A 24,856-nucleotide genomic window follows, 5' to 3' on the forward strand; every position below is an offset into this window, starting at 1 on the left:
GGGATATGCAAAGGTCATCCTCGCGCCTCAGCACCACAGCAACCATCTGGCAAGTCCTTGTCAACGCGATGGGATCGGAGGAATTGATGTCCGACACTGACTACCTCCTGGAAAATCGGAAGGCAGAGGCGGCTCAGCGCTTCGCCTCGCTGTCCGCCCTGTTCGACCCGGTCACGCTTCGGCAGTTCGATGCTTGCGGCATGGCTGATGGATGGCGCTGCTGGGAAGTGGGCGCTGGAGGACCTGCACTCGTCCGAATGATCGCGAAGCGCGTTGGACATGCCGGCCACGTACTGGCAACTGACATCGACGCCTCCTGGACGAAGGAGGCGACGTCCCCAAACGTGGAAGTACGCAACCATGACGTAGCGCGCGATGCTCCGCCCGGTGAATTATTTGATCTGGTGCATGCCCGGCTGGTCCTGGTCCACGTTCCCGAGCGGGAACGCGCATTCCGTAACATGATTTCCGCACTGAAGCCCGGCGGCTGGCTGGTGATCGAGGACGCCGATCCTGCGCTCCAGCCTTTGAGCTGCATTGACGCCTACGGCCCCGAGCAAGAGCTGGCCAACAGGATCAGGGTGGGATTCAGGGCGCTGCTGTCGAACCGGGGAGCTGATTTGTCCTTCGGCCGAAAGCTGCCGCGAATGTTCCGCAGCGCGGGTATGGAAGACATCGCGGCCGAGGCTTATTTCCCGATCACCTTACCGGAATGCGCGCCATTGGAAATTGCCACGATAGCGATGATTCGAAACGATCTGCTGAGCCATGGCATAGCCACCGATGACGAAATCGAGCAGCACCTCGCGAACGTGCGAGCGGGTGTGCTGGATCTCTCGCAGCCACCGATGATTTCTGTTCGCGGACGCAAGCCACGATACCGGTGAAGATACCTTTCTGCTGTGCCAGCGGACGCGAGGTGTCGCGGGTCATCTGCTCAGGTTCACTCACTGCATAACAGAAGGCTTGCGCTGACCGTGAACCCGGCCCTGCTCGCAAAAAGCTCACCCGCGCAACCTGTCCCACCTCATCAAACGCAAACGGCCGGCACCTCGCGATGCCGGCCGTTTGCGTTTGAGCGGCGACCGATCAGGCAGCCGCCTTGATCAACCCTTCCTCCTGCATCGCCTTCTGCACCGCCGGCCGCTCGGCCACGCGCTTCTGGAAGGCCAGCAACGCCGGGAAGCCGGACAGGTCCAGATCGACGTGTTTCGCCCAGTTGGTGACGGTGAACAGGTAGGCGTCGGCCGCGGTGAAATGGTCGCCGAGCAGCCACGGCTGCTTTGCCAGCACGTCTTCGATCAACTGGTAGCGCTTGAGCAGGTATGCCTTGCGCTCGGCGCGGGTGGGTTCCGGCGTATCCGGCTTGAACAGCGGGCTGTAGGTCTTGTGGATCTCGGAGTTGATGTAGCCCAGCATTTCCTGCAGGCGGTAGCGCGCCAGCGTGCCGTTGGTCGGTGCCAGGTTGCTTTCAGGCTTGAGGTCGGCCAGGTACTGCACGATCGCCGGGCCTTCGGTCAGCAGTTCGCCATTGTCCAGCGCCAGCGCCGGCACGTAGCCCTTCGGGTTGATCTGCCAGAAATCCGCACCGCCCTCGGTGCGCTTGGCCTTGCCGTCGACCTTTTCCAGCGGCAGCGCGATGCCGGCTTCCAGCGCCACGATGTGCGGCGACAGCGAGCAGGCGCCCGACGAGTAATAGAGTTTCATGAGTTTCTCCGTGATGGGGACGTGGGGAAGACCACCGCCGCGGCCACACGCGAAGCGACTGCCTGCGTGCACCGCAACGATGGTGGCATCCTAGCCATCATGGTTACTTATGGATACCACCTAACCTTTGGTTAGCGGAAAAATGTAGTATCCGCCCGGTTACCGAACTCTCCCGATGGAATTCCGATGGGCCTGCCCGTACGCAAGAGCAAGGTCGCTGCACCGCCGGCCTGCCCGCTCACCGAAAGCCTGGCGCTGTTGCGCGGCGCGTGGGCGCCGAACGTGGTCTGGTTCCTGAGCGCCGAACCGCGCCGTTTCGGCGAGTTGCGCCACGACATCCCACGCATCTCCGCGCGCGTGCTGAGCGCGCGGCTGCGCGAGCTGGAATCGCGCGGGCTGGTGACGCGGCGCGTGCTGGCTACCTCGCCGCCGTCGGCCGAGTACGCACTCACGCCGCTCGGCCGCGAACTGCTGCCGGCGATCCAGGCACTGGCCAGCGTGGGCAAGAAGCTGATCGCGGAATGGGAAGCGGGTGCGTCGAAACGCGCATCCGGAACCGCCCGCCAACGCGCGAAACAGTCGTGACCGGCCGCCGCCTGCGGCGACCGGCCCGTTGCCCCGCTCAGACTTCGTCCGAGCCCTCGTTGACGCCCTCGAACAGGAAGGTCGACAGGTAGCGCTCGCCGGTATCCGGCAGCATCGCCAGCAGCACCGAGCCCGGCGGCGCATCGGCCGCCACCTGTACGGCGGCAGCCAGGGTGGCGCCGGAGGAGATGCCGGTGAAGATGCCTTCCTGCTGCGCCAGCTCGCGCGAGGTGTCGCGGGCCAGTACGTCGTCGATCAACACGATCCGATCGACCACCTCGCGGTTGAGCACGGCCGGCACGAAATCCGGCGTCCAGCCCTGGATCTTGTGCGGCTGCCATTCCTTGCCGGAGAGCAGCGCCGCGCCGGTCGGCTCGCTGGCGATGATCTGCACTTCCGGACGCGCCACCTTGAGCACCTCGCCGACACCGGTCAGCGTGCCGCCGGTGCCCCAGCCGGTGACGAAGTAATCCAGCCGGCGGCCGGCGAAGTCGCGCAGGATTTCCGGCGCGGTGGTCTGCCGGTGATACGCCGGATTGGCAGGGTTTTCGAACTGGTTGGTGAAGAACCAGCCATGCTTCTGCGCCAGCTCCACCGCCTTCGCCACCATGCCGCTGCCGCGTGCGGCGCCCGGCGTCAGCAGCACTTTGCCGCCGTAGGCGCGGATCAGCTTGCGCCGCTCGAGCGAGAACGTATCCGACATCACCGCCACGAAGGGGTAGCCGCGCGCCGCGCAGATCGCGGCCAGCGCCACGCCGGTGTTGCCCGAGGTGGCCTCGATCACGGTCTGGCCGGGCTTCAGCGTGCCGCGCTGCTCGGCGTCCAGGATGATCGCCAGGGCGAGCCGGTCCTTCACCGAACCGGCCGGGTTGAACGCCTCCACCTTCACGTAGAGTTCGACGTGCTTCGGGGCGAGGCGGTGAAGCTTAATGATCGGCGTGTTGCCGATGGTGTCGAGAATACTGTCGTGGATCATGAGGCGCTCCGGCAGGCGTGGGGGAAAAACCGTCGCGCGATCATGCGCCCGCCCAGGTAAAGATTTTCGTCAGGCGCGGTGGACCGCCGTCAGCACGTCGGGTGCCGCCGGATTTTCCGCCTGCGGCGTACGGATGTCGTGCACCGTGGCCCCCAGCGGCGGCTCTCCGAACCAGGCCAGCGACGGTGCCAGCGCCGCCACCTCGCCCAGGATCAGCAGCGCCGGGGAGCGCACCGCGTGGAACGCCGCGCGCTCGGCCAGGTTGGCCAGGCTGCCGGTGATCACCCGCTGCTCCGCGCACGAGCCGTTCTCGACCAGCGCGAACGGCGTCGACGCCGCCCGGCCGTGCCCGATCAACTGCGCCTGCAGCACGCCCAGCTCGGCGACGCCCATGTAGACCGCCAGCGTCTGCCGCTCCTGCGCCAGCGCCGCCCAGTCCAGGGTGTCGCGCGAGGACTGGCAGTGCGCGGTGACGAAACGCACCGACTGCGCGTGGTCGCGATGGGTCAGCGGCACGCCGGCATAGGCCGCGCAGGCCACCGCCGCGGTGATGCCGGGCACCACTTCGTAGGGAATGCCATGGGTGCGCAGGAACTCCAGTTCCTCGCCGCCACGGCCGAACACGAACGGGTCGCCGCCTTTCAGCCGCACCACCCGCCGCCCTGCCTGCGCATGCTGCAACAAAAGCGCATGGATGCCGTCCTGGGTGGTGTGGTGGTGGCCCGCCTGCTTGCCGACCTCGATGCGTTCGGCGTCGCGCCGCGCCAGTTCCAGCACCCCGGCGCTGACCAGCCGGTCGTGCAGGATCACGTCGGCCTCGTTCAGCGCACGCAGCGCACGCAAGGTCAGCAGGCCCGGATCGCCGGGGCCGGCACCCACCAGTACCACCGAGCCTGCCGATAGCGCCGGCGCCGCGGCCAGCGCGTGTTCCGCCACCTGCCGCGCCTCATCCGGCCGGCCCTGGCGCAGCAAGGTCGCCACCGGACCGGTGAACAGGCTCTCGTAGAAGCGCCGCCGTGCCGCGAGGTCCGGATGGCGCAGGCGGATGCGCCGGCGCAGGCGCGCCGCCAGCGTGGCCAGCGCGCCCAGCGAATGGTCCAGCAGCGTCTCCAATCGTTCGCGCAGCAGCCGCGCCAGCATCGGCGCCTCGCCGCCGCTGGAGATCGCAATGGTCAGCGGCGCGCGGTCCACCACCGCAGGTACATGGAAGCTCGACAGGGCTGCATCGTCGACCACGTTGACGAAGACCCGCCGCAGCTCGGCGAACGTGGCGATCAGCCGGTTCAATTCGGCGTCGGAAGTCGCCGCCACCACCAGCCAGACCCGCTCCAGCCAGGCCTCCTGGAACGCATCGCGGCGATGCGCGATGCGCCCCGCCGCCGCCCAGCGCAGCAGCTGCGGCGTGAGCGTGGGCGCGTTCACCGTGACCTGCGCCTGCGCACCAAGCAAGGCCGCCACTTTCCGCTCGGCCACCGCGCCGCCGCCCACCACCAGCACGGCGCGGCGGGACAGGTCGGCAAACAACGGATAGAGCTTCATTCGGGCGAGGCCGTTTCGCGTACGGGGGAGATGAAACCACGCTACGCAGCCAATGCCGGCGCGACAAATGACTTGTATGGCCGTGCATATGCCGCACCGGCATAACCCATGCCGGACGACGCCACGCTTGACCATTTTATCAAATGGACGTATAGACGTCTGATCATGCATGCACATCCAGACCACAAGGAATCCGTCCGCAGCGTCCAGCTGGCCGCCTGCGCCCATGCACCATGCACGATGCCGGTGCATTCCATGCGATGTATCCGTGTTCCGTCCGCGCCCCGATCCCGCGATCCCGACTGCCCACGAGACCATCGCCATGACCTTGATCCAGTTGCGCTACCTGATTGCCATCGCCGACTCCGGCCTCAACATCACGCTGGCCGCCGAGCGCGTCCACGCCACCCAGCCCGGCCTGAGCAAGCAGCTGCGCCAGCTTGAGGACGAGCTGGGCTTCCAGCTGTTCGTGCGCAAGGGCAAGAGCCTCGACGCGGTGACCCACGCCGGCCGGCACGTGCTGGAACGCGCCCGCACGATCCTCGCCGAGGCGGCCAACATCCGCTCGATCGCCGCCAACCTGCGCAACGAGGCGCGCGGCGAGCTGCGCATCGCCACCACCCACACCCAGGCGCGCTTCGCCCTGCCCGCCGCGATCGGCGCGCTGAGCCAGAGCTACCCGCAGGTCAGCGTGCACCTGCAGCCGGGCCGCGACGGCGAAGTGCTGGCGCAGTTGGAGGCCGGCCGCGTCGACCTTGCGGTGATCAGCAGCGCCGGTGCGCCGCCGTCCGTCGGCATCGCGCTGCCGGCTTATCGCTGGCACCGGGTGATCGTGACGCCGCAAGAGCATCCGCTGGCGGCGAAGGGACAGCCGCCCTCGCTCGACGAACTGGCCACGCTGCCGCTGGTCAGCTACGACTCCTCGCTGAAGGCCGACTCGTCGCTGCGCCGCGCGTTCGAGGCGGCCGGCCTGCGCCCGCAGATCGCGATGACGGCCGGCGACGCCGACCTGATCAAGACCTACGTGCGCACCGGCCTCGGCATCGGCGTGCTGGCCGAGATGGCGATGCTGGACGGCGATACCGACCTGCAGGCGCTGGCGGCCGACCACCTGTTTCCGCAATGCACGACCTGGATCGTGCTGCGCCGGGAAAGCGTGCTGCGCGAGTACGTGCTGGAGTTCATCGCGCAGTTCGCGCCGCACCTGGACCGCCGCGACGTAGTACGCGCGCTCGCCGCCGACACGGCGCCGGTCGAGTGGTCGGCAGTGCCGCACTGGCGGGAGCGCCCGGTCGTCACGCAGCCTGACCGCCGCGCCACCGTCTCAGCCGTCGATCAGGCCGCGGTTACGCAATAGCGCCAGCACCTGCCGAGCCAGCACGACCGGCTCGGCGGCATCGCCGTCGATGCGAAGTTCCGGCTGCTCGGGCACCTCGTACGGATCGCTGATGCCGGTGAACCGGGCGATCTTGCCGGCGCGCGCCTGCGCGTAGAGCCCCTTGCGGTCGCGCGCCTCGCACACTTCGAGCGAGGTGGCGACGTGGACTTCGATGAAGTCGCCATGCGCCTCGACCAGCGCGCGGGACTCCGCGCGGGCGTCGGCATACGGCGCGATCGGCGCGCACACCGCGATGCCGCCGTGGCGCACGATCTCGCTGGCGACGTAGCCGATGCGGGTGACGTTGGCGGCGCGGTCCTCGCGCGAAAAGCCGAGGCCGCGCGACAGGTGCTTGCGCACTTCGTCGCCGTCCAGCACGGTCACCGGGCGGCTGGTGTGTTCCAGCAGCTGCGCGATCACCGCCTGCGCGATGGTCGACTTGCCGGCGCCGGACAGTCCGGTGAAGAACAGCGCGAAGCCGCGTGGCGCGTGCACCGGGTGGCGCTCGCGCAGGATCTTCACCACGTCGGGAAAGCTGTACCAGGCCGGGATCTCGCTGCCCTCGTGCAGATGCCGGCGCAGCTGGGTGCCGGAGATGTCGCGCACCTCGTCTTCCGCGGTCACCTCGGTCGACGGCAGATAGGCGTCGCGGTTCGCCGCGTACACCATCGCCGGGAATGGCACGATCCGGATGCCCAGCTCGTCCTGGTGCCTTTCCAGCAACTGCTGCGCCTCGAACGGGCCGTAGAACGGCTGGCCGTGCGAATCCTTGCCGGGGCCGGCATGATCGCGGCCCACGATGAAATGGCTGGCGCCGTAATTCTTGCGGATGATCGCGTGCCATAGCGCCTCGCGCGGGCCGCCCATGCGCATCGCCAGCGGCAGCAGCGACAGCTTCACGCTGTCGGCCGGGTACTGCGGCAGCAGCGCGCGGATGCAGCGCACGCGGGTGTAGTGGTCGACGTCACCCGGCTTGGTGCGTCCCACCGACGGCTGGATCAGCAGCTTGGCGCCGACCTGCTGCGCCGCGCGCAGGGTCAGTTCGCGGTGCGCGCGGTGCATCGGGTTGCGCGTCTGGAACGCCACGATGCGGCTCCAGCCGTTCGCCGCGAACCATTCGCGCAGGCTGCGCGGCGTATCGCGCAGTTCGCCGAAATCGTAGTGCGCCGGCCGCTGGATGCCGCGCACGCGGCCGCCCAGCGCCACCGGCTTGGTGCGATCGAGCAGTTCGGCCACGCCGGGGTGCAGGCGGTCGGTGCTGCCGAACACGCGCTTCGCCTCGTGCAGGCGGTCCGGCCAATAGACATCGTGCACTTCCAGTACCGCCAGCGGCACACCCTGGCTGTCGCGCAGGGCGACCTCGCTGCCGGTGGACAGCTGCGCGGCGAAATCCTCGTCCACGTCCAGGGTGATCGGGATCGGCCACAGTGTGCCGTCGGCGAGGCGCAGTTCTTCCACCACGCGATCGTAGTCGCGGCGGCCGAGGAAACCTTCCAGCGGCGAGAACGCACCGCTCAGCAGCAACTCCAGGTCGCACAGCTGGCGCGTATCGAGGTCCACGCCGGGCAGCCGGGCGCTGCGCAGCTTGAGCGCCTCGGCTTCGGCGGGCGGCAGATAAAGTTCCTTCAGCACCCCGCCGTGCGGAGCAATCAGGGCGTCGTCGGCGGCAAGGTCATGGTTCGGAGCAAGTGCGGTGTGACTCATGGTGTCGGTAGTCCGGTCGGGGGAGAAAGCCATCGCGGCGCGATGGCCGTTGGGCTACGCGATGCTGTGCAGTCCGCATTCGCGTTTGAGCCCGAAGAAGCGGGTGTCCTCGGCGTCCATGCCCGGCTCCCAGCGCCGGCTGGTATGGCTGTCGCCGATCGAGACGTAGCCTTGCTGCCACAGCGGGTGGTACGGCAGGCCATGGCGTGCGAGGTAATGGCCGACGTCGCGATCGTTCCAGTCGGCCAGCGGATGGAACTTCCAGCGACCGCCGCGGTGCTCGGCGAACTCGATCGCGGCACGGCTGCGCGACTGCCCGCGGCGCAGGCCGGCGAGCCAACCCACCGCATCCAGCTCGGCCAGCGCACGCTGCATCGGCTCGACCTTGCGCAACCGGTTATAGCGATCTAGCCCGGCCACGCCCTGCTCCCACAGTCGTCCATGGCGCGCTTCCATCCAGGCCGGGCTGAGCGGCGCGCGATACACCTTGAGGTTCAGCGCGAGGCGTTCGGTCAACTCGTCGACAAAGCGGTAGGTCTCGGGAAACAGGTAGCCGGTGTCGATCAACACCACCGGCAATGACGGCCGCTGGCGTGTCACCAGGTGCAGCGATACCGCCGATTGCGCGCCGAAGCTGGACGACAACACGTGCTCGCCGGCGACGTGTTCCAGCGCCCAGGCCACCCGGCGTTCGGCGGTGAGCCGGGCCAGCATGGCGTTCAACTCGGCCAGCGCCTGCGGCTCGTGCGGCGCCTGTTCGAGCAGCGCCGCGCTCATGCAACCAGCTCGGCGGGAATGCGCCGCGACGGCAGCGGCGCGAGGATGCCGGCGCGCAGCAGGAAATCGCCGAAGCCCTCGCCGTCCGCACGTTCGGCGGCGTATCGCGCGAACAGCGGGTCGAGTGCGGCAAGGATCGCCGCCTCGTCCACGTTCTCGCGATACACCTGATTCAGCCGCTGGCCGCTGAAGTCCGCGCCGAGGCGCAGGTCGTAACGACCCGGTCCGCGCCCGACCAGGGCGATCTCGCCCAGGTACGGCCGCGAGCAGCCGTTCGGGCAACCGGATAGGCGCAGCAGCATCGGCGCGTCAGCCAGGCCATGGTGCTGGAGCCGCGCCTCGAGCTTCGGCAGCAATGACGGCAGGTAACGCTCGCTTTCGGCCATCGCCAGGCCGCAGGTGGGCAGCGCGACGCAGGCAATCGCGTGGCGGCGGATCGCGCTCTGTCTCGTGTAGCCGTCCAGCCCGTACTCGCGCACGATCGCGTCGATGCGCCCGCGATCGGGCGCGGCGACGTTCGCCACGATCACGTTCTGGTTGCAGGTCAGGCGGAAGTCGCCGGCATGTACCCCGGCCAGCTCGCGCAAGCCGCTGAGCCAGCGCCGCTCGCCCACGTCGGCGAGCCGGCCGGATTCGATATGCAGGGTGAGATGCCAACGACGGTCGTGGCCCTCGACCCAGCCGTAACGGTCGCCGTTGTGTTCGAAGTGGTAGTCGCGCGCCGGTGCCAGCGTGTAGCCGAGGCGCGATTCCAGCTCCGCCTTGAACACATCCAGACCGCGATGGTCGAGCGTGTACTTCAGCCGCGCGTGTTGGCGTTCGGCGCGATCGCCCCAGTCGCGCTGCACGGCGATCACCGTCTCTGCCACGCCGAACAGTTGCTCCGGCGTCACGAAGCCGATCACGCTGGCCAGCCGCGGATAGGTGCTGGGGTCGCCGTGGGTGGCGCCCATGCCGCCGCCGACGGCGATGTTGAAACCGCGCAGTTCGCCCTGCTCGATGATCGCGACCAAGCCCAGGTCCTGCGCGAACACGTCGATGTCGTTGAGCGGCGGGATCGCCAGGCCGATCTTGAACTTGCGCGGCAGGTAGGTGGCGCCATACAGCGATTCGACGTCCTCAGCGACAAGCTTCTCGCCGTCCAGCCAGATCTCGTGGTAGGCACGGGTCTTCGGCGCCAGTTCGGCGGACAGGCGGGCGGCCCAGGCATACGCCTCGGCATGCGCGGCCGACTCGACCGGGTTCGCCGTGCTGACCACGTTGCGCACCACGTCGCCGCAGGCAGCGACGGTCGTGGCCAGCGCCTCATGGATCGCCGCGATGGTGGGTTTGAGCCGGCGCTTGATGATGCCGTGCCACTGGAACGTCTGCCGCGTGGTGATGCGCAGCGAACCACTGGCGTAGTCGCGGGCGATGCGGTCGAACACCAGCCACTGCGCTGGCGTCACCACGCCGCCGGGCAGGCGTGCGCGCAGCATGAAGGCGTAGGCCGGCTCCAGTTTCTGCCGGCGGCGCTCCTCGCGCAGGTCGCGGTCGTCCTGCTGGTAGCTGCCGTGGAACTTCAGCAGCTTGGTGTCGTCGTCGCCGATCGCGCCGGTGACCGGATCGGCCAGGCCTTCGGCGATGCCGCCGCGCAGGAAGCGGCTGGCCGCCTTGACGTGTTCGAGATGAGAGGTCATGGGGATAATTGCTTTCTCTGAAAGTGCGGCCAGGGATGGCCGCTTCTTGACTTTCGCGTTCACGGACGAACGCAGGAATGAAGGTCAGTACACGTCGCGGGCGTAGCGGCCCTGCTGCAGGAGTTCGCCGAGCCAGGCTTGCGCCGCCTCGGCAGAGTGGCCGCCGTGGGCTGCGATCACGTCGACCAAGGTGGCGTGGACATCGCGCGCCATGTGTTTTGAATCGCCGCAGACATAGATGTGTGCGCCGCCTTCCAGCCACGCGTGCAGTTCGGCGCCCCGCTCGCGCAGGCGCTGCTGTATGTAGGTTTTTTGCTCGGAGTCTCTCGAGAACGCCAGGTCCAGCCGGTGCAGCGAGCCGTCCTGCAGCGCCTGCTGCCACTCCACCTGATAGAGGAAGTCGCTGGCGAAATGGCGGTTGCCGAAGAACAGCCAGTTGCGGCCCGTGGCGGCGCTCTCGCGGCGCTCCTGCACGAACGCACGGAACGGCGCCACGCCGGTGCCCGGGCCGATCATGATGATGTCGCGCGAGTCGTCGGCGGGCAGGCGAAAGCGTTCGTTCGGCTCGATGAACACCGGCAACCGACCGTCTTCGGCGGTCGCGGCCAGCAAGCTCGACGCCGCACCCCAATGCGCGCTGCCGTGCGCCTCGTAGTCGACCACGGCCACCGTCAGGTGCACTTCCTCGCCCACCGCCTTCGGGCTGGAGGCAATCGAATACAGCCGCGGCGCCAGCGGCCGCAGCGCGGCCAGCATGGCCTCGGGCCGCCATGCCGCCGGGTAGCGGCGCAGCAGGTCGATCGGCTGGTCGTCGGCCAGCATGGCGGCGAGCTGCGTCGACTGTTCCGGCTGCAGCAGCCGGGCCAGCGCATCGTGGCCACCGGCGGCCGCCAACGCAGCGATGAAGCCGCGGTGCAGCCGGGTGATCTCGCGCTCGCGATCCAGCCATTGCCGCAGTGGCAGCGTGCGGCCCTGGTGGGCCACCTCCTGCGCGCCGTCCAGCTGCAGAACCTCCAGCCACTGCCCGACCAGCGCCGGCGGGTTGCGCGGCCATACGCCCAGCGCATCGCCGGGCTGGTAATGCAGGCCGGAGCCTTCCAGCGACAACTCGACGTGGCGCACGTCGCGCCCGCTGTCGCGCCCGACGATGCGTTGGTTGGCCAGCACGGTGGCGGCGAACGGCTGCTCGCGGGAATACGCACTGCGGCTCGGCACGGCATGCAACGGCGTTGCCCGCGCCGGCGGGCCGACCTGCTTCAACAATTCGCGGACCCGATCCAGCGCCTGCTCCGTCCACGGCGTCGCGACCGCCTCGATCTCCACGTCCGCTTCGCCGAATGCGCTGAAGCGGGTGGCGCCCAGTTCGGCCAGCCGCGCATCGAGCCGGCGCCCGATCGTGCAGAACTGCGGATAGCTGGAATCGCCCAGGCCCAGCACGGCGAACTGCAACGCCGGCAGCTTCGGCGCACGCTTGCCGGTGATGAACTCGAACAGGCCGCGTGCATCGTCCGGCGGCTCGCCGTCGCCCTGGGTGCTGATCACCAGCAACAGGTGGCGCTCCTGCGCCAGCTCGCGCTGCGGGTAAGCATCGGCACGCAGCAGCCGCACCGGCAGGCCGGCCGCTTCGCTGCGACTGGCCAGTTGCGCGGCGACGCGCTTCGCGTTGCCGGTCTGGCTACCGTAGACGATGCTCAGACGCTCGGCCACCTTGCCCGCCGGCGCCGCGGCCACCGGGCCGCTTCGCTGCGCCTGCCCGGCCTGCGCCGCACTCCAGGCGGCGACCCAGTACAGCTGCGCCGCGGTCAACCCCTCCAGGTCCCGGGCCAGCCTGGCAAGCTTCTCCGCGCCTGGCGCAGTCGCGGAAAGGTCCGTTGCAACGACAGAATTCACGTTATCTCCGTTTGGACGTCTATACGGTTTGACGTCCAAATTATTTTTTAACGCGCCACATGGGAAAGGATCTGTCGGCATGTGCTTATGCCGCCGCCTTATGTTCCGGCTGCCGGCGTGGGTCGACGTCCCGGCCGGCCCGACCACCGCGGCAAGGCTCGTCTGTCGACACCGCCGCCACCTGGCGCGGCTACAATGCGCGGATGACCAAACCAGCCCCCTTTCCGATCGAAGTCCGCGGCTCCGCCAGGCAGCCGCTGGGCATGTCGCCCGCCCGTTTCCTGCGCGACTACTGGCAGAAGCGCCCGTTGCTGATCCGCAGCGCCTTCCCCGGCTTTCAGCCGCCGCTGCAGCCGGACGATCTGGCCGGCCTGGCCTGCGAACCGGCCGCGCTGGCCCGGCTGATCGTGCACGACGAGAAACGAGACCGCTGGCACGTCAACCCCGGCCCGCTGAGCGAAGCCGACTTCGCCAAGACCCCGGACAGCCACTGGACCCTGCTGGTGCAGGATGTCGACAAGTGGGACGCGGACGTCGCCGGCCTGCTGCAGCACTTCGGCTTCCTGCCGAGCTGGCGCGTGGACGACGTGATGGTCTCCTACGCCGAGCCCGGTGGCGGCGTCGGCGCCCATGTCGACCAGTACGACGTGTTCCTGCTGCAGGGCCTGGGCCAGCGCCACTGGGCGATCAGCGACGATCCGCTGGCGCCGAAGGCATTCCGCCACGACGTCGAACTCAAGCAGCTGGTGCACTTCGAGCCGACCCACGAATGGCTGCTGGAACCGGGCGACATGCTGTACCTGCCGCCGGGCGTGCCGCACGATGGCGTGGCGTTCGGCGGCCCGTGCATGACGTTCTCAATCGGCATGCGCGCGCCGTCGCAGGCCGAGCTGACCGGCGACCTGGCCGACTTCATCGCCGAGCACCTGCCCGAAGAATTGCGCTACGCCGACCCGGACCTGAAGCCGGCCACCGCCACCGGCGAGATCGACCGCGCCGCGATCGAGCGCCTGAAGGACGCGCTGCCGTTCGCCGCCGCCCTGCGCGACGACATGCTGCACGACTGGTTCGGCCGCTTCATCACGCGCTACCGCAACGCGCAGACACCGGCGCCGCTGGAAAAACCGCTGGGCGAGGCCGCGCTGGCCAAACAGCTCGACGCCGGCGCGCAGTTGCTGCGCCACCCCTGGTCGCGGCTGGCGTGGAGCCGCGGCAAGTCCGCCTGCACGCTGTACGCCAGCGGCCACGCCTACCCTGCCACGCCCGCGCTGGCACAGCAGTTGTGCGAGCAGCGCGCACTCACCGTCGACCGCAAGCTCGACGCCGTCGAACGCGACCTGCTGCTGGCCCTGGTCAACGACGGCCACCTGCTGCCACGCAAGTCACGCCGACGCCGATGAAGCTGCAGGACTTCCACGTCGAGATCGCCGACTGGTCACGCGAGGACCAGCGCACCGCCCTGCTCGACCTGCGCGGCACCGTGTTCATCCAGGAACAGGGCGTGCCCGAGCAGCGCGAGCGCGACGGGCTCGATGGGGATTGCTGGCACGTGCTGGCGCGCGACGACGCCGGCCGGCCGATCGGTTGCGGCCGGCTCACGCCGGCGCACAAGATCGGCCGCATGGCCGTGCTGCGGGAGTGGCGCAGTCGCGGCGTCGGCGCGGCGTTGTTGCGCGAACTGGTCGCCCGTGCCCGCGCGCAGGGCTGGCCGGAAGTGGCGCTGGACGCCCAGGTCAGCGCCATCGGCTTCTACGAGCGCGAGGATTTCGTCGCGTACGGCGAGGAGTTCGAGGACGCCGGCCTGCCGCACCGGGCGATGCGTCTGGGCCTGCTCGCGGATACCGACGAAACGAAGCCGCTGCGCGACCTCGGCGTGCTGCCCGCCGGCACGCGCGGCGAGACGGCCGAAGCGCGCCGGCAACTGCTGGGCGACGCGCGGCACCGGCTGTCGATCTATCTGCCGCTGCTGGGCAACGACAACTACGCCAGCGCGGAAGAGCTGGCCGAACTGCGGCGCATCGCGATCTCCGGCCGCGGCGCGCAGATCCGCGTCCTGCTGCACGACCCGGCCGCCGCGCTGCGCAACGACCATCGGCTGGTCGCGCTGGCGCAGCGCCTGTCCAGTGCGATCCAGATCCGCACGCCGGTGGAGGAGGCCGACCTGGCCTACATCTCGGCCTACCTGCTCAACGACGCCGGCGGCTATCTGTTCCTGCCCGAGGCGGATCGCGCCCAGGGCCGCGCCGCCCGCCACGACCGCGCCAGCCAGGCGCCGCTGCAGCAGCACTTCGACGAGGTGTGGGAGCGCGCCGAACCGGCCAGCGAACTGCAGGCGCTGGGCATTTAGTCGACACCAGCTGAACACTGGCTGGCCCGGCATCCGCGCCACCCATTTGCCCACGGTCAGGACAAAAGCGCATGAAACCCGCGGCCTGGGACGAAATGCCCGTTAGACCATCGTCGGATGGACCGGCCAAAGGGGCATTCCAGCCGGGTCGCGGGTTGCCGCGTCGCAGCAGGCAAAGGCTATAATTGTCCGGATTCTCCCCAGCCATCCGTACAAACGGCCTGTCGGGCTTGAAAACCGACCGGAAACCGCGACTTCAAAGGTCACACGGATCGCTGCAAGCATCCCTTCCCTGCCGGTGGTGACGTGACTACAAACCTGATCCGCGAGTTCTTCGAATCCTCCCAACTCGCTGGCGGCAACGCCGATTACGTCGAATCGCTCTACGACGCCTGGCTGGCCGATACCTCGGCAGTACCTGCCGAATGGGCCAATTACTTTGCAACCTTCAAGGGCCGCGAGTCGGGAGACGTCTCCCACACCGCGGCCATTGCGCGTATCGAGGCCGCACAGAAGCAGCGCCACAACGGCGTCGCCACCGTGCCGATGAGCGACGAGCACGCGCGCAAGCAGGCCGGCGTGCTGCGCCTGCTCACCGCCTACCGTTCGCGCGGCCACCTCGCCGCCGAGCTCGACCCGCTCGGCCTGACCGAGAAGATGCCGGCGCCGGATCTCGGCCTCGCCTTCCACGGCCTCTCCGACGCCGACCTGGACACCGAATTCGACACCGGCAACTACGCCGGCGGCGGCCAGCGCCTGAAACTGCGCGAGCTGCTGAGCCGCCTGCAGAAGACCTACGCCAGCACGATCGGCGCCGAGTTCATGCACATCAGCAACCACGAGCAGCGCAACTGGATCTACAGCCGGCTCGAGCAGGCCGCCGGCCAGAGCGGCCTGGACAAGGCCGGCAAGCAGCGCGTGCTGGACGGCCTCACCGCCGCCGAGGGCCTGGAGCGCTACCTCCACACGAAATACGTGGGCCAGAAGCGCTTCTCGCTGGAAGGCGGCGACAGCCTGATCCCGATGATCGACGACGTGGTGCGCGCCGCCGGCGACAACGGCATCAAGGAGCTGGTGATCGGCATGGCCCATCGTGGCCGCCTTAACGTGCTGGTCAACATCCTGGGCAAGCCGCCGAAGACCCTGTTCGACGAGTTCGAGGGCAAGTTCGAGCATCCCGACGACCCGGCGCACTCCGGCGACGTGAAGTACCACATGGGCTTTTCCGCCGACGTGAAGACGCCCAAGGGCGGCGTGCACGTGGCGCTGGCGTTCAACCCATCGCACCTGGAGATCGTCAACCCGGTGGTCACCGGCTCGGTGCACGCGCGCCAGACCCGCCGCCGCGACACGATGCACACGCAGTCGATGGCCGTGCTGATCCACGGCGACGCCGCGCTGGCCGGCCAGGGCGTGAACATGGAACTGTTCAACATGTCGCAGGCGCGCGGCTTCAAGATCGGCGGCAGCCTGCACATCGTCATCAACAACCAGGTCGGCTTCACCACCTCCAATCCGCAGGACGCCCGTTCCACCATGTACTGCACCGACCTGGCCAAGATGGTCAATGCGCCGGTGCTGCACGTGAACGGCGACGATCCGGAGGCGGTGATCCTGGTGACCCGGCTTGCGTATGAATTCCGCAAGACGTTCCGCAAGGACGTGGTGATCGACCTGGTCTGCTACCGCCGCCACGGCCACAACGAGGCCGACGAGCCGGCCGCCACGCAGCCGGTGATGTACCAGATCATCCGCAAGCGCCCGACCGCGCGCGACCTGTATCAGCAGCAGCTGGTGAAGGAAGGCGTGCTGGCCGATGGCGACGCACAGAAGCAGTTCGAGGCCTACCGCGATCGCCTGGAAGCCGGCGCGCCGATGACCGAGCTGGACACCGCGCCGGTCCGCGACGGCCACGTCGACTGGGCCCGTTTCCTCGGCGGCAAGCTGTCTGCGCCAACCGACACCACGGTGCCGAAACAGAAGCTGCAGGAACTCTCCGGCCAGATCCTCACCCTGCCGGCCGACCTCACCCTGCAGGCGCGCGTGGCGAAGATCTACGACGATCGCCGCAAGATGGCCGCGGGCGAGCTGCCGTCCGACTGGGGCTTCGCCGAGAACCTGGCCTACGCCACCCTCGTCGACGGCGGCTACGACATGCGCCTGGTCGGGCAGGATTCCGGCCGCGGCACGTTCTTCCACCGCCATGCGGTACTGCATGATCAGAAGGACGGCCACACGTACATGCCGCTGGCCACCGTGCGCGCGGGCGCCGATGTCGAGGTGATCGACTCGCTGCTCAGCGAAGAGGCGGTGATGGCGTTCGAGTACGGCCACTCCACCACCGACCCCGATACGCTCAACATCTGGGAGGCCCAGTTCGGCGACTTCGCAAACGGCGCGCAGGTGGTGATCGACCAGTTCATCAGTTCCGGCGAAGCGAAGTGGAACCGCCTGTGCGGCCTGGTGCTGCTGTTGCCGCACGGCTACGAGGGCCAGGGTCCGGAGCACTCCTCCGCGCGCCTCGAACGCTTCCTGCAGCTGTGCGCGATGGACAACATGCAGGTCTGCGTGCCGACCACGCCGGCGCAGGATTTCCACATGATCCGCCGGCAGATGCTGCGCGCCGCGCGCAAGCCGCTGATCGTGATGACGCCGAAATCGCTGCTGCGCCACAAGCTGGCGGTGTCCACGCTCGACGAGCTGGCCAACGGCAGCTTCCAGCTGGTGATCGGCGAGCATCGCGAGCTGGCGGCGAAGAAGGTCAAGCGCGTCGTGCTGTGCTCCGGCAAGGTCTACTACGACCTGCTGGAGGAAGCCGAGAAGCGCGGGCTGGCCGACGTGGCGATCGTGCGCGTCGAGCAGCTGTACCCGTTCCCGCGCGCCGAAGTCAGCGCCGAACTGGACAAGTATCCTTCCGCGAAGGAAGTGATCTGGTGCCAGGAAGAACCGATGAACCAGGGTGCCTGGTTCCAGATCCGTCACCACCTGCAGGCCTGCATCGGCAGCAAGCACAGTCTCTCGTACGCGGGACGCGCACGCTCGCCGGCGCCGGCCGCCGGCCACCACAATACCCACGTCGCCGAACAGGCAGCACTCGTCGAACAGGCGCTCAGCGCGCCGGTCGGCACCGACCACTCCGCGGAGTAAGACAAGCATGTCCATCGAACTCAAAGTCCCCGTCCTGCCCGAGTCCGTCTCCGACGCCACCATCGCCAGCTGGCACAAGAAGGCCGGCGACGCGGTGAAGCGCGACGAGAATCTGGTCGACCTCGAAACCGACAAGGTGGTGCTGGAAGTGCCCTCGCCGGTCGACGGCGTGCTGAAGGAGATCAAGCACCAGGTCGGCGACACGGTGAACAGCGAGCAGATCATCGCGATCATCGAGGAAGGCGCCGCAGCTGCGGCACCGGCACCGGCCGCTGCAGCGCCCGCACCTGCCCCCGCCGCGTCCGCGACGGCCGCGCCGAAGGCCGCCGCCAAGGGCACCGAGGACCTCTCGCCGGCCGGCCTGCGCGTCGCCACCGAAGAGAAGATCGACCCGTCCAAGGTCGCCGGCACCGGCCGCGACGGCCGCGTGACCAAGGAAGACCTGGTCAACTACGGCAAGGGCGGCAGCGCCCCAGCCGCCGCTGCAGCGCCGGCAGCGAAGCCGACCCCGGGTTCGCGTCCGGAAGAGCGCGTGCCGATGACCCGCATGCGTGCGCGCATCGCCGAGCGCCTGATGCAGTCGAAGAACTCGATCGCCATGCTCACCTCGTTCAACGAAGTGAACCTGAGCGAAGTCACGAAGATGCGCAAGACGCTGGGCGAAGCGTTCCAGAAGGAGCACGGCATCAAGCTCGGCTTCATGAGCTTCTTCGTCAAGGCCGCCGCCGAGGCGCTGAAGCGCTATCCGTTCGTCAACGCGTCGGTCGACGGCAACGACGTGATCTACCACGGCTACCAGGACATCTCGATCGCGGTGTCCACCGACAAGGGCCTGGTCACGCCGGTGCTGCGCGACGTGCAGGACATGAGCTTCGCCGATGTCGAGAAGGGCATCGCCGACTACGCCGTCAAGGCGCGCGCGAACAAGCTGTCGCTGGACGACCTGCAGGGCGGCACGTTCACCATCACGAATGGTGGGACTTTCGGATCGTTGCTCTCCACCCCGATCGTGAACCCGCCGCAGAGCGCGATCCTGGGCATGCACACGATCAAGGAACGCCCCATCGTCGAGAACGGCCAGATCGTCGCCGCGCCGATGATGTACATCGCGCTCAGCTACGACCACCGCATCATCGACGGCAAGGACGCGGTGCTGTTCCTGGTCGACATCAAGAACCAGCTGGAGAATCCGCAGCGGATGTTGCTGGGCCTGTAAACGCTTGAGCCCCTCTCCCGCCGGGAGAGGGGTTGGGGTGAGGGTTCGGTTGCGTCGAACACTTCACACCACACCCGAACCCTCATCCGGCGCTTCGCGCCACCTTCTCCCGACGGGAGAAGAAAAAAAGCAAAGAGAAAAACCATGAGCGAAAAATACGATGTCATCGTCATCGGCGCCGGCCCGGCCGGCTATGTGGCCGCGATCCGCGCCGCACAGCTGGGTCTGAAGACCGCCTGCGTCGACGCGTTCGCCGGCAAGGACGGCAAGCAGGCGCTCGGCGGCACCTGCCTCAACGTGGGCTGCATCCCGTCCAAGGCGCTGCTGGATTCCTCGCGCCAGTTCCACAATCTCACGCACAACTTCGGCGTGCACGGCATCACGGCCGACAACGCGAAGATCGACGTGCCGACCTTCATCGGCCGCAAGGACAAGATCGTCAAGCAGTTCACCGGCGGCGTGGCCCAGCTGTTCAAGGCGAACAAGGTCACGCCGTACTTCGGTACCGGCAAGCTGCTGAAAGGCAACAGCGTCGAGATCACCGGCCCCGACGGCACCAAGCAGACGATCAGCGCGACCAACGTGATCCTCGCCTCCGGCTCGGTGCCGATCGAGCTGCCGTTCGCGAAGTTCGACAACAAGATGATCCTCGACAACGCCGGCGCGCTCGACCTCGCCGAAGTGCCCAAACGCCTCGGCGTGATCGGAGCCGGCGTGATCGGCCTGGAGCTCGGCAGCGTGTGGAAACGCCTCGGCGCCGACGTCACCATCCTCGAAGCGCTGCCGGATTTCCTCTCCGTCGCCGATGCCGACGTGGCCAAGGTAGCCGCCCGTGAGTTCGCCAAGCAGGGCCTGACCATCAAGCTCGGTGCCAAGCTGACCAAGGCCGAGATCAAGAAGAAGGAAGTTGCCCTCACCTACGAGGACAAGGACGGTGCGCATGAACTCGTCGTCGATAAGCTGCTGGTCGCCGTGGGCCGCCGCGCCTATACGACCGGCCTGCTGGCCGAGGACACCGGCGTGAAGCTGGACGAGCGTGGCCGCATCGTGGTCGACGAGCACAACCACACCGGCGTCGACGGTGTGTGGGCGATCGGCGACGCCGTGCGCGGCCCCATGCTGGCGCACAAGGGTTCCGAGGAAGGCGTGGCGGTGGCCGAGTGGATCGCCGGCAAGGCCGGCCACGTCAACCTCGACACCGTGCCGTGGGTGATCTACACCGAGCCGGAAATCGCCTGGGCCGGCAAGACCGAGAAGCAGCTGAAGGACGAGGGCGTGCCGTACAAGGTCGGCAGCTTCCCGTTCGCCGCGATCGGCCGCGCCGTCGCGATGAACGAGGCCGTCGGCCAAGTGAAGATGATCGCGCACGCCGAAACCGACCGCATCCTCGGCGTGCACATGGTCGGACCGGGCGTATCCGAGCTCATCGCAGAGTGCGTGGTGGCGATGGAGTTCAAGGGCTCGTCCGAGGATCTGGCGCGCATCGTCCACGCTCACCCGACGCTCTCCGAAGCCGTGCATGAGGCCGCGTTGTCGGTCGACAAGCGCGCCATCCACAAGGGCAATTGACCGGCGCAAGCCGGTTGGCGACGGCCCGCTCGTGGCAACACAGGCGGGCCGTTTTCTTTGAAAGAAACGAATGGAGAGGAGTGAGAAACGAGAGAGAGCATGCAAGCGCACACTCTTTTCTCACTCCTCTCCACTCTCCACTCAGGTAAGCCCATGCCCCAACCTACCGCCATCTGCGTCTACTGCGGCTCCAGCAGCGGCAGGCATCCCGAGTACGCCGAGCAGGCACGCGCCTTCGGTACGGAAATGGCCCGGCGCGGCATCGCGCTGGTCTACGGCGGCGGCAAGGTCGGCCTGATGGGCGTGGTGGCCGACGCGGTGCTCGCCGGCGGCGGCAAGGTGGTCGGGGTGATCCCGCGCCAACTGGTGGAACTCGAGGTGGCCCATCCTGGCCTGAGCGAGCTGGTCGTGGTCGAGACCATGCACCAGCGCAAGACGCGCATGTACGAACTGTCCGACGCCTTCGTGGCCCTGCCCGGCGGCTTCGGCACGATGGACGAGATGTTCGAGATGCTGACCTGGGCGCAACTGGGCCTGCACCGCTATCCCTGCGCCTTCCTCGACGTGCGCGGCTACTACCGCGACCTGCGCACGATGATGGAGCACATGGTCGAGGAGAACTTCGTGCGTCCCGAGCAGCGCGACAGCATCTGGTTCGGCGACGACATGCCCACCCTGTTCGACTGGATGCAGGCCTACCAGGGCAGCTACATTCCCAAGTGGATCGACACCAGCAGCGTCAGCGCCTGAACGACCGCCGAGGGACATCGAGATGACCAGCTTCCGCGCGTTCCGCATCCACAATGACGACGCCGGCTACCGCGCCGGCATCGAGACCATGCATACCGGCGCACTGTCGCCCGGCGAAGTGCTGATCAAGGTTGCGTACTCCTCGGTCAACTATAAGGATGCGCTGGCCGGCACCGGCAAGGGCCGCATCCTGCGCACCTACCCGCTCAATGGCGGCATCGACGTGGCCGGTCACGTGGTCGCCTCGACCGATCCCGCATTCAGGGAAGGCGACGCGGTGCTGTGCACCGGCAGCGGCCTGTCCGAAACGCGCGACGGCGGCTACGGTGAATACGCGCGCCTCGACGCGCGCTGGACGATCCCGCTGCCGGCGGGCCTGAGCCTGCGCGACAGCATGATCATCGGCACCGCCGGATTCACCGCCGCGCTGGCCCTGCTGCGCATGCAGGACAACCGGCAGAGGCCGGCACTGGGGCCGATCGCGGTGACCGGCGCCAGCGGTGGCGTCGGCATGCTGGCGATCGACATCTTCAGCCGTGCCGGCTACGAAGTGCACGCCATCAGCGGCAAGGCCGATCACTTCGATGTCCTGCGCAGCCTTGGCGCCAGCGAGTGCATCGACCGCCACCAGCTCGCCTTCAGCGGCAAGCCGATGGACTCGGCCCGCTTCGGCGGCGCGCTGGACAACGTCGGCGGCGCCATGCTGAGCGGCCTGCTGCCGCTGATTCATCCGTACGGCAACGTGGCGATCTGCGGCAACGCCGGCGGCATCGCCTTCGACAGCACGGTGATGCCGTTCATCATCCGCGGCGCCAGCCTGCTCGGGATCGCCTCGGCCGGCACCGCGCGCGATCTCCGCGACCGCATCTGGCGGCACCTCGCCAACGACTGGAAACCCAAGCACCTGGATCGCATCGCCACGCGTGAAGCGGGCCTCGACGAACTGCCCGGCGTGTTTGCGCGTATGCTCGCTGGCGACTCGTTCGGGCGCACACTGGTGCGCATCGAAGGCACGGTTTGACGAAACCGCGCTTGGAAGTACCATCACCACGGCTTAGAATCAACGAAACTCGCAGGGGACTAACACCTTATGGCACGCATCCTGATCGTCGACGACTCCCCGTCGCAATTGCTGGGTATCAAGCGGATCGTCGAAAAACTCGGGCATGAAACCCTCTCGGCCGAAGACGGCGCCGCCGGCGTGGAAGTGGCCAAGCAGGAAATGCCCGACCTGATCCTGATGGATGTGGTGATGCCCAACCTCAACGGCTTCCAGGCCACCCGCACGATCAGCAAGAACGCCGAAACGGCGCATATCCCGATCATCCTGGTGACCACCAAGGATCAGGAAACCGACAAGGTCTGGGGCATGCGCCAGGGCGCCAAGGCCTATGTGACGAAGCCGATCAAGGAAGAGGAACTGGTCAAGGCGCTGCAGGAATTCCTGCCGGGCTGATCGTTGCCGACCCAGGTTCTCAGCTTCGCAAAAAACGGCGCCCGCAGGCGCCGTTTTCGTTTGCACCGGCCGCGGCGACTCAGCGGCGCGGGTCGAAGTCCCCGAACTCCTTGTGCAATGCCTCGTAGGCGGCCCGCTGACTGTCGTTGTCGGCCGCCGGCGCACGGATCGACAGCTCCACCAGCTGGTCGCCCGGATTTGCGCCTGGCATGCCACGCCCCTTCAGCCGAAGCTTGCGCCCCGACTGCGAGCCGGCCGGAACGCGCAGGTCGACCGTACCGGCCAACGTCGGCACCGGCACGGTGGCGCCCAGTGCCGCCTCCCACGGCGTGATCGGCAACACATGCACCACGTTGCGGCCGTCCAGGCGGAAGCGCGCATCCTCGCGGATACCCACTTCCAGCAGCAGATCGCCGTTCGGTCCGCCGGCCATGCCGGCCTGTCCCTGGCCGGACAGGCGGATCACCTGGCCCGGCTGTATCCCGGCCGGGATCTTCACTTCCAGCACGCGCTCGCCGCCGGCCGGGTCGTGCATCGCCAGCCGCGTGCGGCCGCCGTCGAACGCCGTCTGCAGGTCGATCTGCACCGAGGCCTGCACGTCGCGACCGCGACGCGGCCGCGGCTGGCCCCGAGGGCCGCCGGCCGCACCGCGGCCGAACAGGCTCTCGAAGAAATCGCTGAAGTCGCCATCGTCGCCGCCGCCAAAGCCCTGCTGTCCCTGCCAGCCCGGCGGCGGGCGGAACTGCTCGCCCTGCCGATAGCCGCCGGCGCGCAACTGGTCATACGAACGCCGCTTCTCGGCGTCCTTGAGTACTTCGTTGGCCTCGTTGACCGCCTTGAACCTCTCCTCGGCGCCGGCTTCCTTGTTCTTGTCCGGATGGTATTTGCGCGCCAGCTTGCGATACGCCGCCTTGATCTCGGCCTCGCTCGCATCGGGCTTCACACCCAGGATCTCGTAATAGTCTTTGAATTCCACCTGCCACTCCCCGACTCACGCAAAAACCCGCGGCGGATCGACTCCGCCGCGGGGTACCTCGCAGCCCGCCTTGCCTCAGTGGCTCGCGTTGATGGTAATGCGTCGCGGCGTTGCCTGGGCCTTCTTCGGTATCACGATCTCCAGCACGCCGAACTTGCCGTTCGCGGTAACGCCTTCGGCATCGGCACTGTCGGGCAGTGCGAAGCGGCGATGGAACGCGCCGCGGGCGCGCTCGACCCGCGTGAACTTGCCGTTCTGCTCGGCATTGCCTGTCTCGCGCTCACCCTTGATGGTGAGGATGCCCTTGTCCATGCTCACCTCGATCTGCGCCGGATCCACGCCGGGAATGTCGGCCAGGATCACGAAGCGCTGCTCGTCCTCGCGGATGTCCACGCGCGGCGCCCACTGACTGGTGACGACGTTGGACGCGTCGCCATCCTCCGGCTGCAGGAAGCGGTCGAACGCCTGCCGGATTTCCTCGGGCAGGGTGTTGCCCGTGTTCCAGATACCATGACGAACCAGATTCATCGTATGCCTCCTCGGGTTGGACTTGCGGTCAATCACCGCCTGCCCGAGAAAATAGGTGCTGCGGCGGACGATTCAAGGCGACAGCCCAGCGCCGCGCGATTAGCATGGCGGAGCCCCTCCCCATTCCGAGACCCGCATGAGCATCCAGCCCGGCGACACGATTCCCGATACCACCATCCAGGTCATCGACGGCGACATCCGCCCAGCCCAGTCCGCCGCCTTGTTCGCCGGACGAAAAGCGCTGCTGTTCGGCGTACCTGGCGCATTCACCCCGACCTGCTCGAACAAGCACCTGCCCGGCTATTCGGCGCACTTCGCCGAGTTCCAGCAACGCGGCATCAGCGTGATGTGCCTGGCGGTCAACGACGGTTACGTGATGCAGGCCTGGGCTGCTTCGCAGAAGGTCCCCGCAGGCCTGCTGATGCTGGCCGACGGCAACGCGAGCTTCACCCGCGCGCTGGGACTGGAGCTGGACGGCACCGCCTTCGGCATGGGCCTGCGCACGCGCCGCTTTGCGCTGTACGCGGAAGACGGCGTGGTGCGCCTGCTGCAGGTCGAGGCACCCGGCGAGCTGCGCCTTTCCAGTGCCGAGGCGATGCTGGCGGCCATCGCCCACTGAGGCGATCCGGGTC

Annotated in this window: 21 protein-coding genes; 12 read left to right on the forward strand and 9 right to left on the reverse strand. The window is 67.9% G+C overall.

Annotated features, from left to right (window positions below; all coding sequences use genetic code 11):
* Positions 1-86 precede the first annotated feature (86 nt).
* Positions 87-887: a methyltransferase domain-containing protein gene (locus ABIE04_RS01425; RefSeq protein WP_354546810.1), complete on the forward strand. Its 801-nt coding sequence runs from the start codon at positions 87-89 to the stop codon at positions 885-887.
* Positions 888-1,089: 202 nt separating this feature from the next.
* Here ABIE04_RS01425 and gstA read toward each other — a convergent pair whose 3' ends face one another.
* Positions 1,090-1,707 (reverse strand): glutathione transferase GstA, encoded by a 618-nt coding sequence (gstA, locus tag ABIE04_RS01430; protein WP_354546811.1) that lies wholly within the window; start codon positions 1,705-1,707, stop codon positions 1,090-1,092.
* A 186-nt stretch (positions 1,708-1,893) separates the two neighbouring features.
* Here gstA and ABIE04_RS01435 point away from each other — a divergent pair, with 186 nt between their 5' ends.
* On the forward strand, positions 1,894-2,292 hold the full coding sequence (locus tag ABIE04_RS01435) for a winged helix-turn-helix transcriptional regulator (protein ID WP_354546812.1): 399 nt from the start codon (positions 1,894-1,896) through the stop codon (positions 2,290-2,292).
* 37 nt (positions 2,293-2,329) lie between these two features.
* Here ABIE04_RS01435 and cysK read toward each other — a convergent pair whose 3' ends face one another.
* Together cysK and cysG are read right to left on the reverse strand one after the other, a co-directional pair.
* Positions 2,330-3,268, reverse strand: a complete 939-nt coding sequence (gene cysK, locus ABIE04_RS01440) for a cysteine synthase A (protein ID WP_354546813.1) — start codon at positions 3,266-3,268, stop codon at positions 2,330-2,332.
* Between the two features lie 69 nt (positions 3,269-3,337).
* A complete protein-coding gene (gene cysG, locus ABIE04_RS01445; RefSeq protein WP_354546814.1) occupies positions 3,338-4,807 on the reverse strand; it encodes a siroheme synthase CysG in 1,470 nt (489 codons plus the stop codon).
* Between the two features lie 322 nt (positions 4,808-5,129).
* On the opposite strand from cysG, the gene ABIE04_RS01450 reads away from it, so the two are divergent.
* Positions 5,130-6,164 carry a LysR substrate-binding domain-containing protein gene (locus ABIE04_RS01450; RefSeq protein WP_354549746.1) on the forward strand — a complete coding sequence of 345 codons (1,035 nt, stop codon included), beginning with the start codon at positions 5,130-5,132 and terminating at the stop codon, positions 6,162-6,164.
* On the opposite strand, the gene ABIE04_RS01455 is transcribed toward ABIE04_RS01450, so the two are convergent.
* The 4 genes from ABIE04_RS01455 to ABIE04_RS01470 form a co-directional block, all read right to left on the reverse strand.
* Positions 6,132-7,889, reverse strand: a complete 1,758-nt coding sequence (locus tag ABIE04_RS01455; protein WP_354546815.1) for a bifunctional sulfate adenylyltransferase/adenylylsulfate kinase — start codon at positions 7,887-7,889, stop codon at positions 6,132-6,134. The two genes, ABIE04_RS01450 and ABIE04_RS01455, sit on opposite strands and share 33 nt — an antisense overlap.
* Before the next feature lie 54 nt (positions 7,890-7,943).
* Positions 7,944-8,666 (reverse strand): phosphoadenylyl-sulfate reductase, encoded by a 723-nt coding sequence (locus tag ABIE04_RS01460; RefSeq protein ID WP_354546816.1) that lies wholly within the window; start codon positions 8,664-8,666, stop codon positions 7,944-7,946.
* On the reverse strand, positions 8,663-10,345 hold the full coding sequence (cysI, locus tag ABIE04_RS01465) for an assimilatory sulfite reductase (NADPH) hemoprotein subunit (RefSeq protein ID WP_354546817.1): 1,683 nt from the start codon (positions 10,343-10,345) through the stop codon (positions 8,663-8,665). Before cysI ends, ABIE04_RS01460 begins: the two co-directional genes overlap by 4 nt.
* 84 nt (positions 10,346-10,429) lie before the next feature.
* Entirely contained in the window at positions 10,430-12,235 is a 1,806-nt protein-coding gene (locus tag ABIE04_RS01470) for an assimilatory sulfite reductase (NADPH) flavoprotein subunit (RefSeq protein WP_354546818.1), read from the reverse strand.
* A gap of 203 nt (positions 12,236-12,438) precedes the next feature.
* Between ABIE04_RS01470 and ABIE04_RS01475 the strand changes: the two genes are divergently transcribed.
* From ABIE04_RS01475 to pilH, 8 genes are all read left to right on the forward strand, one after another.
* A complete protein-coding gene (locus tag ABIE04_RS01475) occupies positions 12,439-13,635 on the forward strand; it encodes a cupin domain-containing protein (protein ID WP_354546819.1) in 1,197 nt (398 codons plus the stop codon).
* Positions 13,632-14,582 (forward strand): GNAT family N-acetyltransferase, encoded by a 951-nt coding sequence (locus tag ABIE04_RS01480; RefSeq protein ID WP_354546820.1) that lies wholly within the window; start codon positions 13,632-13,634, stop codon positions 14,580-14,582. The genes ABIE04_RS01475 and ABIE04_RS01480 overlap by 4 nt, the downstream gene beginning before the upstream one ends.
* A 306-nt stretch (positions 14,583-14,888) precedes the next feature.
* Positions 14,889-17,729: a 2-oxoglutarate dehydrogenase E1 component gene (locus ABIE04_RS01485; RefSeq protein ID WP_354546821.1), complete on the forward strand. Its 2,841-nt coding sequence runs from the start codon at positions 14,889-14,891 to the stop codon at positions 17,727-17,729.
* A gap of 7 nt (positions 17,730-17,736) precedes the next feature.
* Entirely contained in the window at positions 17,737-18,945 is a 1,209-nt protein-coding gene (gene sucB, locus ABIE04_RS01490; protein ID WP_354546822.1) for a dihydrolipoyllysine-residue succinyltransferase, read from the forward strand.
* 144 nt (positions 18,946-19,089) lie between these two features.
* Positions 19,090-20,514, forward strand: coding sequence for a dihydrolipoyl dehydrogenase (gene lpdA, locus ABIE04_RS01495; protein WP_354546823.1), 1,425 nt, complete (start codon positions 19,090-19,092; stop codon positions 20,512-20,514).
* 153 nt (positions 20,515-20,667) lie between these two features.
* On the forward strand, positions 20,668-21,264 hold the full coding sequence (locus tag ABIE04_RS01500) for a TIGR00730 family Rossman fold protein (protein WP_354546824.1): 597 nt from the start codon (positions 20,668-20,670) through the stop codon (positions 21,262-21,264).
* 22 nt (positions 21,265-21,286) lie between these two features.
* Entirely contained in the window at positions 21,287-22,285 is a 999-nt protein-coding gene (locus ABIE04_RS01505; RefSeq protein ID WP_354546825.1) for a YhdH/YhfP family quinone oxidoreductase, read from the forward strand.
* A gap of 69 nt (positions 22,286-22,354) precedes the next feature.
* Complete coding sequence (gene pilH, locus ABIE04_RS01510; protein WP_354546826.1) at positions 22,355-22,720, forward strand: twitching motility response regulator PilH; 366 nt, start codon at positions 22,355-22,357, stop codon at positions 22,718-22,720.
* A gap of 79 nt (positions 22,721-22,799) precedes the next feature.
* Here pilH and ABIE04_RS01515 read toward each other — a convergent pair whose 3' ends face one another.
* A complete protein-coding gene (locus ABIE04_RS01515) occupies positions 22,800-23,696 on the reverse strand; it encodes a DnaJ C-terminal domain-containing protein (RefSeq protein ID WP_354546827.1) in 897 nt (298 codons plus the stop codon).
* Between the two features lie 75 nt (positions 23,697-23,771).
* Positions 23,772-24,224, reverse strand: a complete 453-nt coding sequence (locus ABIE04_RS01520; protein ID WP_354546828.1) for an Hsp20/alpha crystallin family protein — start codon at positions 24,222-24,224, stop codon at positions 23,772-23,774.
* Between the two features lie 136 nt (positions 24,225-24,360).
* Between ABIE04_RS01520 and ABIE04_RS01525 the strand changes: the two genes are divergently transcribed.
* The gene (locus ABIE04_RS01525) at positions 24,361-24,843 is read left to right on the forward strand and encodes a peroxiredoxin (protein WP_354546829.1); all 483 of its coding nucleotides are present in this window, start codon (positions 24,361-24,363) and stop codon (positions 24,841-24,843) included.
* The last annotated feature ends 13 nt before the right edge of the window (positions 24,844-24,856 follow it).

This window comes from Rhodanobacter soli (assembly GCF_040548735.1).
Lineage (GTDB): Bacteria > Pseudomonadota > Gammaproteobacteria > Xanthomonadales > Rhodanobacteraceae > Rhodanobacter > Rhodanobacter soli_A.